Origin of the sequence: Pseudomonas baetica (genome assembly GCF_051216495.1) — a bacterium.
Classification (GTDB): domain Bacteria; phylum Pseudomonadota; class Gammaproteobacteria; order Pseudomonadales; family Pseudomonadaceae; genus Aquipseudomonas; species Aquipseudomonas baetica_B.
The window spans coordinates 20,451-27,169 of sequence record NZ_JBPKAM010000087.1; the positions used below are offsets into that span (position 1 = coordinate 20,451).

The following is a 6,719-nucleotide window of genomic DNA, read 5'->3' on the forward strand; positions in this document are numbered from 1 at the left end:
GGTTACAACGACTCCAGGCACCCCGCCAAATCATTCCCCAGCTTCTCCAGCACCTGCTCATACCCCTGAGCCGTCGCCGGGGTGTACCCGCCCAGCGCATCCAGTTCCGCCAGTTTCACCGGCAGGCCCGCTATCAGGGTTTCGGCCAGGCGTGGCCGCAGTGGCGGTTCGCTGAACACGCACGTCTTGCCGACTTCCTGAAGCCGCGCGCGCATCGCGGCGACGTGCTGGGCGCCGGGTTGCACTTCAGCCGCGACACTGAACACACCCGCGTGCTTGAGGCCGTAGGCGTCTTCGAAGTAGTCGAAGGCCTCGTGGAAGACGAAATAAGGTTTGCCTTCAACACCGGACAGGCGTTTCTTCAGGCGCAGATCCAGTGCGCCTAGGCGCTCATCAAAGGCCTTGAGGTTGCTCTGATAGCGCGTAGCGTTGGCAGGATCGGCCGCGCTGAGGTCCTCGGCCATTTTCGTGGCGATGACCCGGGCGTTGACCGGCGATAGCCACAAATGCGCGTCCAGGCTGCCTGGGCGGTGATCGTGATCATGCTCGTCGGCCTCTTCAGCGTGGGAGTGGTTATCTTCGGCGAAGTGACGCAGTTTCAGGCCGGGCAACGTCTGCACGGCGACGCTGGGCAGTGTACGACCGTTCAGCACGCGCGGCATAAAGCCTTCCATGTCTGGCCCGATCCAGTACAGCAGATCCACCGATTGCACCTTCCGTACGTCGGAGGGGCGTAAGGCATAGTTATGCGGGGAGGCACCCGGCGGCAGCAAAACCTCCGGAATCGCCACGCCGTCCTGCACCGCGGCGGCGATCAGTTGCAGGGGCTTGATGCTGGTGAGGACCTTGACCTCGGCTTGCGCCGGACCGATCAGCAGAAAACTTGCGACAAATGCGACAAAGATTGAAAAAAGTCGGGACACGATGACCACTCGAAGAGGCGAGAACGGGTAACATAATAACGTCTCTCACAAAACTCGTCGCCGCTCATGTCTATCACACCGATTGCCAGCCGTCCCCACGACCACTCTCATTGCGTGCACAGCGCTCTGTCTGAGGCCGATGCTCTTTGTGAACGTCAGGGCCTGCGCTTGACCGCGTTGCGTCGGCGGGTGCTGGAACTGGTGTGGCAAAGCCACAAACCCTTGGGTGCGTACGACATCCTCGCGGTGCTCAGCGAACAGGATGGGCGCCGTGCCGCGCCGCCGACCGTGTACCGCGCGCTGGATTTCCTGCTGGAAAACGGCTTGGTACACCGCATCTCCTCGCTCAACGCCTTCATCGGCTGCAATCATCCCGAGCACGCGCACCAGGGGCAGTTCCTGATTTGCCGTGACTGCCATGCGGCTATCGAGCTTGAGCAGAAATCAATCAGCGACGCGATCGTGGCCAGCGCCAAGGAGGTCGGATTTGTCGTCGAAGGCCAGACCGTCGAAGTAATCGGTCTCTGCTCGGGTTGCCAGGGGGCTTGATGAGCAACGCGCTGATCCGTCTCGAGCAGGTTGCGGTCACCTTTGCCGGGCAACCTGTGCTGGATAACATCGAGCTCAGTGTCGAGCCTGGGCAGATCGTTACCCTGATTGGCCCCAACGGTGCCGGCAAGACCACCCTGGTGCGTGCCGTGCTCGGCTTGTTGAAGCCCGACAGTGGCAGTGTCTGGCGCAAGCCGAAACTGCGGGTCGGCTACATGCCGCAAAAACTGCATGTCGATCCAACCCTGCCGCTGTCAGTGCTGCGTTTCTTGCGTCTGGTGCCAGGTGTGGATCGGGCGATGGCTTTGGCCGCGCTCAAGGAAGTCGGTGCCGAGCAGGTGATCGACAGTCCTGTGCAAAGTGTCTCCGGCGGGGAGATGCAGCGTGTCTTGCTGGCCCGTGCCCTGTTGCGCGAACCGGAATTACTGGTGCTCGATGAGCCGGTGCAAGGCGTCGACGTGGCCGGCCAGGCGGAGCTCTACAGCCTGATTACCCGCCTGCGTGACCGTCACGGCTGCGGTGTGCTGATGGTTTCCCACGATCTGCATCTGGTGATGAGCACAACCGATCAGGTGGTGTGCCTCAATCGCCATGTCTGCTGCTCCGGTCACCCCGAACAAGTCAGCGGCGACCCGGCCTTTGTCGAGCTGTTCGGAAAAAACGCACAAAGCCTGGCGATTTATCACCACCATCACGACCACGCTCACGATTTGCACGGGTCGGTGGTGAAAGCGCCCGCGTCGGGCCATAACCATGTCCATGGAGATAGCTGCAAGCATGGCTGATTTTCTGCTCTACGCCCTGCTTGCAGGTCTGGCTTTGGCAGTCGTTGCGGGCCCGCTGGGTTCTTTCGTGGTCTGGCGACGCATGGCCTATTTTGGTGACACCCTGTCCCACGCAGCTTTGCTGGGTGTGGCGTTGGGCTTCCTGCTGGATGTCAGCCCGACCGTTGCGGTCACTGTAGGCTGTCTGTTGCTGGCGGTGATGCTGGTGACGCTGCAGCAGCGTCAACCGCTTGCGTCTGACACGCTTTTGGGAATTCTCGCACCGAGTACCCTCTCTTTGGGCCTGGTGGTACTAAGCTTCATGCACGAAGTGCGGATCGACCTGATGGCCTATCTGTTCGGCGACCTGTTGGCGATCAGCCCGACCGACCTGGCCTGGATTCTCGGCGGCAGCGCGGCGGTGCTGGCGTTACTGGTGACGCTGTGGCGACCGTTGCTGGCGATCACCGTGCATGAGGAGCTGGCCAGGGTCGAGGGCCTGCCCGTGGCGGGATTGCGCATGGCGCTGATGTTGCTGATCGCCGTGGTGATTGCCGTGGCGATGAAAATCGTCGGCGTGTTGCTGATCACTTCGTTGCTCATCATTCCGGCGGCTGCGGCACAACGTCACGCCCGCTCGCCGGAACAGATGGCACTGGGCGCGAGCTTGCTGGGCATACTCGCCGTGTGTGGCGGGCTGGCGCTGTCCTGGTTCAAGGACACCCCGGCCGGCCCGTCGATTGTTGTGACGGCCGCCGCACTGTTTCTGCTGAGTTTTGTTCTGCCCCGTCGAGGGGTGTAGACTTGCTCGTTTTTTGCGCAAATAGAGAGTCGCAGGAATGAAGTTGTCCGCCTCCCGTTATCTGCTCCTTGCTGCATTTTCTCTGCTGCTGGGCGCCTGCCAAAGCACGCCACCGGCGGCCACCGAGGCCCCCGATGCGCGGGCCTCGGCCATTGCACAGCTGGAGCAAAGCCTGGCCAGCAGCGAACTGGCCACCGCCGAAGATCAATTGGCGGCGTTGCAGGCCGAGTCGCCCAACGATCAATCCCTGGAGCAATACCAGCGACAGTTGGCCGAAGCCTATCTGATGCGCAGCCAGATCGTGCTGCAAAAAGGTGATGTAAACGCGGCAGCCACCGCACTGGCGCGAGCGCGCGCCTTGATGCCCAAGGCGCCGGCGCTGACCGGTGGCGTCAACGGCTCCATCGCGCAGGCCCGCAAGGCCGAGCTGGACAAGGCCGAGGCCGACCTCAAGTCCGCTGAAGCCAAACGCAAGGCCAAGGTCATTGACCCGGAGGCTGAAAGCACCACGGTGAAGCTGAACATCACTGATATGGGGAAAATGCGCCGCCAGCTGGATGCTATCGCCGCCGATGTGGTGAATTATCAGTGCGACGTCAGCATTCAGGCGCCGCGCACCGATGATTTTCCATGGCTGGCCAACTTGCTGACCAAGCGCGTGAACAAGCTTGATCCGCAATTTGATCTGAAGCTTGAGCGGCAGATTCTGCGCAGCGTTCCGGCGCAGATGGTTCTCAGCCCGCGCAAGCAGCCTTAAAAGCTTCGCGAGCAGGCTCGCTCCCACAGTCAGCGCAAACCTGTGGGAGCGAGCTTGCTCGCGATGGCGCCCTTTCTGACGATGAAGATTTACAGGCCGCCATCGCATTGACCTTAGTTGTTCCGTTTACCAGACCTTTGATCGCGTTATTGCCAAATCGCTGGTTGAATACGAAATAAATGCTAAGAACCTCTATACGGACAGGCTAAAATGCGCGCCCGGCTAACCGCTGATCCTATTCCAACGCGCCCCACAAGGTTCGCTACGTGATCGAGTTTCAAAATGTCCATAAAACCTACCGCGTCGCCGGTAGGGATATCCCCGCCCTTCACCCGACCAGTCTGACGATTGAGAACGGTCAGGTCTTTGGCCTGATCGGCCATTCCGGTGCGGGAAAAAGTACCCTGCTGCGTCTGATCAATCGCCTGGAAAATGCCAGTGGCGGCAAGATCATTGTCGACGGCGAGGAAATCACCGCGCTCGATGCCAACGGTTTGCGCCGTTTCCGTCAACAGGTCGGGATGATTTTCCAGCACTTCAACCTGCTGGCCTCCAAGACTGTGGCCGACAACGTCGCGCTGCCGCTGACGCTGGCCGGTGAAATGTCCCGCAGCGACATCGACCGCCGTGTTGCCGAGTTGCTGGCCCGGGTCGGACTGTCCGATCACGCCAACAAGTACCCGGCACAGCTGTCCGGCGGCCAGAAACAGCGTGTGGGCATTGCCCGCGCCCTGGCAACCAAACCGAAAATCCTGCTGTGCGACGAAGCCACCAGTGCACTGGACCCGCAGACCACGGCGTCGGTCCTGCAATTGCTGGCCGAGATCAATCGCGAGTTGAAGCTGACCATTGTGCTGATCACCCATGAAATGGACGTGATCCGCCGGGTCTGCGACCAGGTCGGCGTCATGGACGCAGGCGTGATCGTCGAGCAAGGCTCGGTGGCCGAGGTGTTCCTGCATCCGAAACACCCGACCACCAAGCGCTTCGTGCAAGAAGACGAGCAGATCGACGAAAGCGAACAGCGCGATGACTTCGCTCACGTGCCTGGCCGCATCGTGCGTCTGACCTTCCAGGGCGAAGCGACCTACGCGCCGCTGTTGGGCACCGTCGCCCGCGAAACCGGGGTGGATTACAGCATCCTCGCCGGTCGTATCGATCGCATCAAAGACATCCCTTACGGGCAACTGACCCTGGCCGTGACTGGCGGTGATATGGAAGCGGCCTTCGCCCGCTTCACCGCCGCGGACGTCCACATGGAGGTGCTGCGCTAATGGAAGCCCTGACAAGTTTCTTCACCAATATCGACTGGTTCGAAATCTGGCTGGCCACTGGCGACACCCTGCTGATGCTCGGCGGCTCGCTCTTGTTCACCGTATTGCTGGGCCTGCCGCTGGGCGTGTTGCTGTTTCTCTGCAGCCCGCGTCAGTTGTTGGAAGCCAAAGGCGTTTACGCCATGTTGTCGCTGGTGGTGAACATCCTGCGTTCGCTGCCCTTCATTATTTTGCTGATCGTGATGATTCCGTTCACGGTGCTGATCACTGGCACTTCGCTGGGCGTTGCCGGTGCGATCCCGCCGCTGGTGGTCGGCGCCACGCCATTTTTCGCGCGTCTGGTGGAAACCGCGCTGCGCGAGGTGGATCGCGGCATCATCGAGGCGACCCAGGCCATGGGCGCGACCACGCGGCAAATCATCACCAATGCGCTGTTGCCTGAGGCCCGTCCGGGCATCTTCGCGGCAATCACGGTGACAGCCATTACGCTGGTGTCCTACACGGCAATGGCCGGTGTGGTGGGCGCCGGTGGCTTGGGTGACCTGGCGATCCGCTTCGGTTATCAGCGTTTCCAGACCGATGTGATGGTGGTTACGGTGGTGTTGTTGCTGGTGCTGGTGCAGGTCCTGCAAACCGTAGGCGACAAACTGGTTGTCCATTTTTCCCGTAAATAAGACATGAGCCGGCCATTCGCTGGCAGGCGCCAAACGGGCGCCTCACAAGGAGTTCGCTGAATGAAAAAACTACTCGTCGCGTTCGCTGCCGTTGCAGCCTTTTCCGCCCATGCCGCCGACACCCTGACGGTCGCCGCTACGCCTGTGCCGCACGCGGAGATCCTCGAGTTCGTAAAACCGGCGCTGGCCAAGGAGGGCGTAGACCTGAAGGTCAAGGTCTTCACCGATTACATCCAGCCAAACGTGCAAGTCGCGGAAAAGCGTCTGGACGCCAACTTCTTCCAGCACCAGCCGTACCTGGATGAGTTCAACAAGGCCAAGGGCACCCACCTGGTGTCGGTAGCCGGCGTGCACCTGGAACCTCTGGGCGCTTACTCCAGCAAGCACAAAGCGCTGACCGAACTGCCTGGTGGTGCCACCGTGGTGATTCCGAACGACGCTACCAACGGCGGCCGCGCGCTGTTGCTGCTGGCCAAGGCCGGTGTGATCAAGTTGAAGGATTCGAACAACATCCTGTCGACCGTGAAAGACATCACCGAGAACACCAAGGACCTGAAATTCCGTGAGCTGGAAGCCGCGACCATCCCGCGCGTGCTGACCCAGGTCGACCTGGCACTGATCAACACCAACTACGCCCTGGAAGCCAAGCTCGATCCGGCCAAGGACGCACTGGTCATCGAAGGCAGCGACTCGCCGTACGTAAACATCCTCGTGGCCCGTCCGGACGACAAGGACAGCGAAGCGATGAAGAAACTGGTGGCTGCCTTGCACAGCCCGGAAGTGAAGGCCTTCATCATCGAGAAGTACAAAGGCGCGGTGGTGCCTGCGTTCTGATCTGAAGCTGTATCGAAAAATGGGGCGCATCGAATGCGCCCCATTTTTTTGCTTGAAACACCATAACTGTGGGAGCGAGCCTGCTCGCGAAAGCGGTCTATCAGCCAACGGTGATGTTGAATGTTATGGCCTCTTCGCGAGC

General features: G+C 60.7%; 8 protein-coding genes. 7 read left to right on the forward strand and 1 reads right to left on the reverse strand.

Annotated features, from left to right (window positions below; translation table 11 throughout):
* Positions 1-2: 2 nt before the first annotated feature.
* A complete protein-coding gene (locus ACSFE6_RS24355; protein WP_435429978.1) occupies positions 3-923 on the reverse strand; it encodes a zinc ABC transporter substrate-binding protein in 921 nt (306 codons plus the stop codon).
* 66 nt (positions 924-989) lie between these two features.
* On the opposite strand from ACSFE6_RS24355, the gene zur reads away from it, so the two are divergent.
* The 7 genes from zur (at position 990) to ACSFE6_RS24390 (ending at position 6,577) form a co-directional block, all read left to right on the forward strand.
* Entirely contained in the window at positions 990-1,472 is a 483-nt protein-coding gene (gene zur / locus ACSFE6_RS24360; RefSeq protein ID WP_435429979.1) for a zinc uptake transcriptional repressor Zur, read from the forward strand.
* Positions 1,472-2,257: a zinc ABC transporter ATP-binding protein ZnuC gene (gene znuC, locus ACSFE6_RS24365; RefSeq protein WP_008064713.1), complete on the forward strand. Its 786-nt coding sequence runs from the start codon at positions 1,472-1,474 to the stop codon at positions 2,255-2,257. The genes zur and znuC overlap by 1 nt, the downstream gene beginning before the upstream one ends.
* A complete protein-coding gene (gene znuB / locus ACSFE6_RS24370) occupies positions 2,250-3,038 on the forward strand; it encodes a zinc ABC transporter permease subunit ZnuB (protein WP_095194472.1) in 789 nt (262 codons plus the stop codon). Before znuC ends, znuB begins: the two co-directional genes overlap by 8 nt.
* A gap of 37 nt (positions 3,039-3,075) precedes the next feature.
* The gene (locus tag ACSFE6_RS24375; RefSeq protein ID WP_435429980.1) at positions 3,076-3,795 is read left to right on the forward strand and encodes a PA5502 family lipoprotein; all 720 of its coding nucleotides are present in this window, start codon (positions 3,076-3,078) and stop codon (positions 3,793-3,795) included.
* A 266-nt stretch (positions 3,796-4,061) separates the two neighbouring features.
* Positions 4,062-5,069, forward strand: coding sequence for a methionine ABC transporter ATP-binding protein (locus tag ACSFE6_RS24380; protein WP_435429981.1), 1,008 nt, complete (start codon positions 4,062-4,064; stop codon positions 5,067-5,069).
* Positions 5,069-5,743, forward strand: a complete 675-nt coding sequence (locus tag ACSFE6_RS24385) for a methionine ABC transporter permease (RefSeq protein WP_435429982.1) — start codon at positions 5,069-5,071, stop codon at positions 5,741-5,743. The genes ACSFE6_RS24380 and ACSFE6_RS24385 overlap by 1 nt, the downstream gene beginning before the upstream one ends.
* A 60-nt stretch (positions 5,744-5,803) precedes the next feature.
* Positions 5,804-6,577: a MetQ/NlpA family ABC transporter substrate-binding protein gene (locus ACSFE6_RS24390; RefSeq protein ID WP_435429983.1), complete on the forward strand. Its 774-nt coding sequence runs from the start codon at positions 5,804-5,806 to the stop codon at positions 6,575-6,577.
* Positions 6,578-6,719: the final 142 nt, after the last annotated feature.

Bases quoted from the DNA above. Each gene is read 5' to 3' on its own strand.
- ACSFE6_RS24390 (WP_435429983.1), top strand. From the start codon at position 5,804: ATGAAAAAACTACTCGTCGCGTTCGCTGCCGTTGCAGCCTTTTCCGCC.
- ACSFE6_RS24375 (WP_435429980.1), top strand. From the start codon at position 3,076: ATGAAGTTGTCCGCCTCCCGTTATCTGCTCCTTGCTGCATTTTCTCTG.
- znuB (WP_095194472.1), top strand. From the start codon at position 2,250: ATGGCTGATTTTCTGCTCTACGCCCTGCTTGCAGGTCTGGCTTTGGCA.
- zur (WP_435429979.1), top strand. From the start codon at position 990: ATGTCTATCACACCGATTGCCAGCCGTCCCCACGACCACTCTCATTGC.
- ACSFE6_RS24385 (WP_435429982.1), top strand. From the start codon at position 5,069: ATGGAAGCCCTGACAAGTTTCTTCACCAATATCGACTGGTTCGAAATC.
- znuC (WP_008064713.1), top strand. From the start codon at position 1,472: ATGAGCAACGCGCTGATCCGTCTCGAGCAGGTTGCGGTCACCTTTGCC.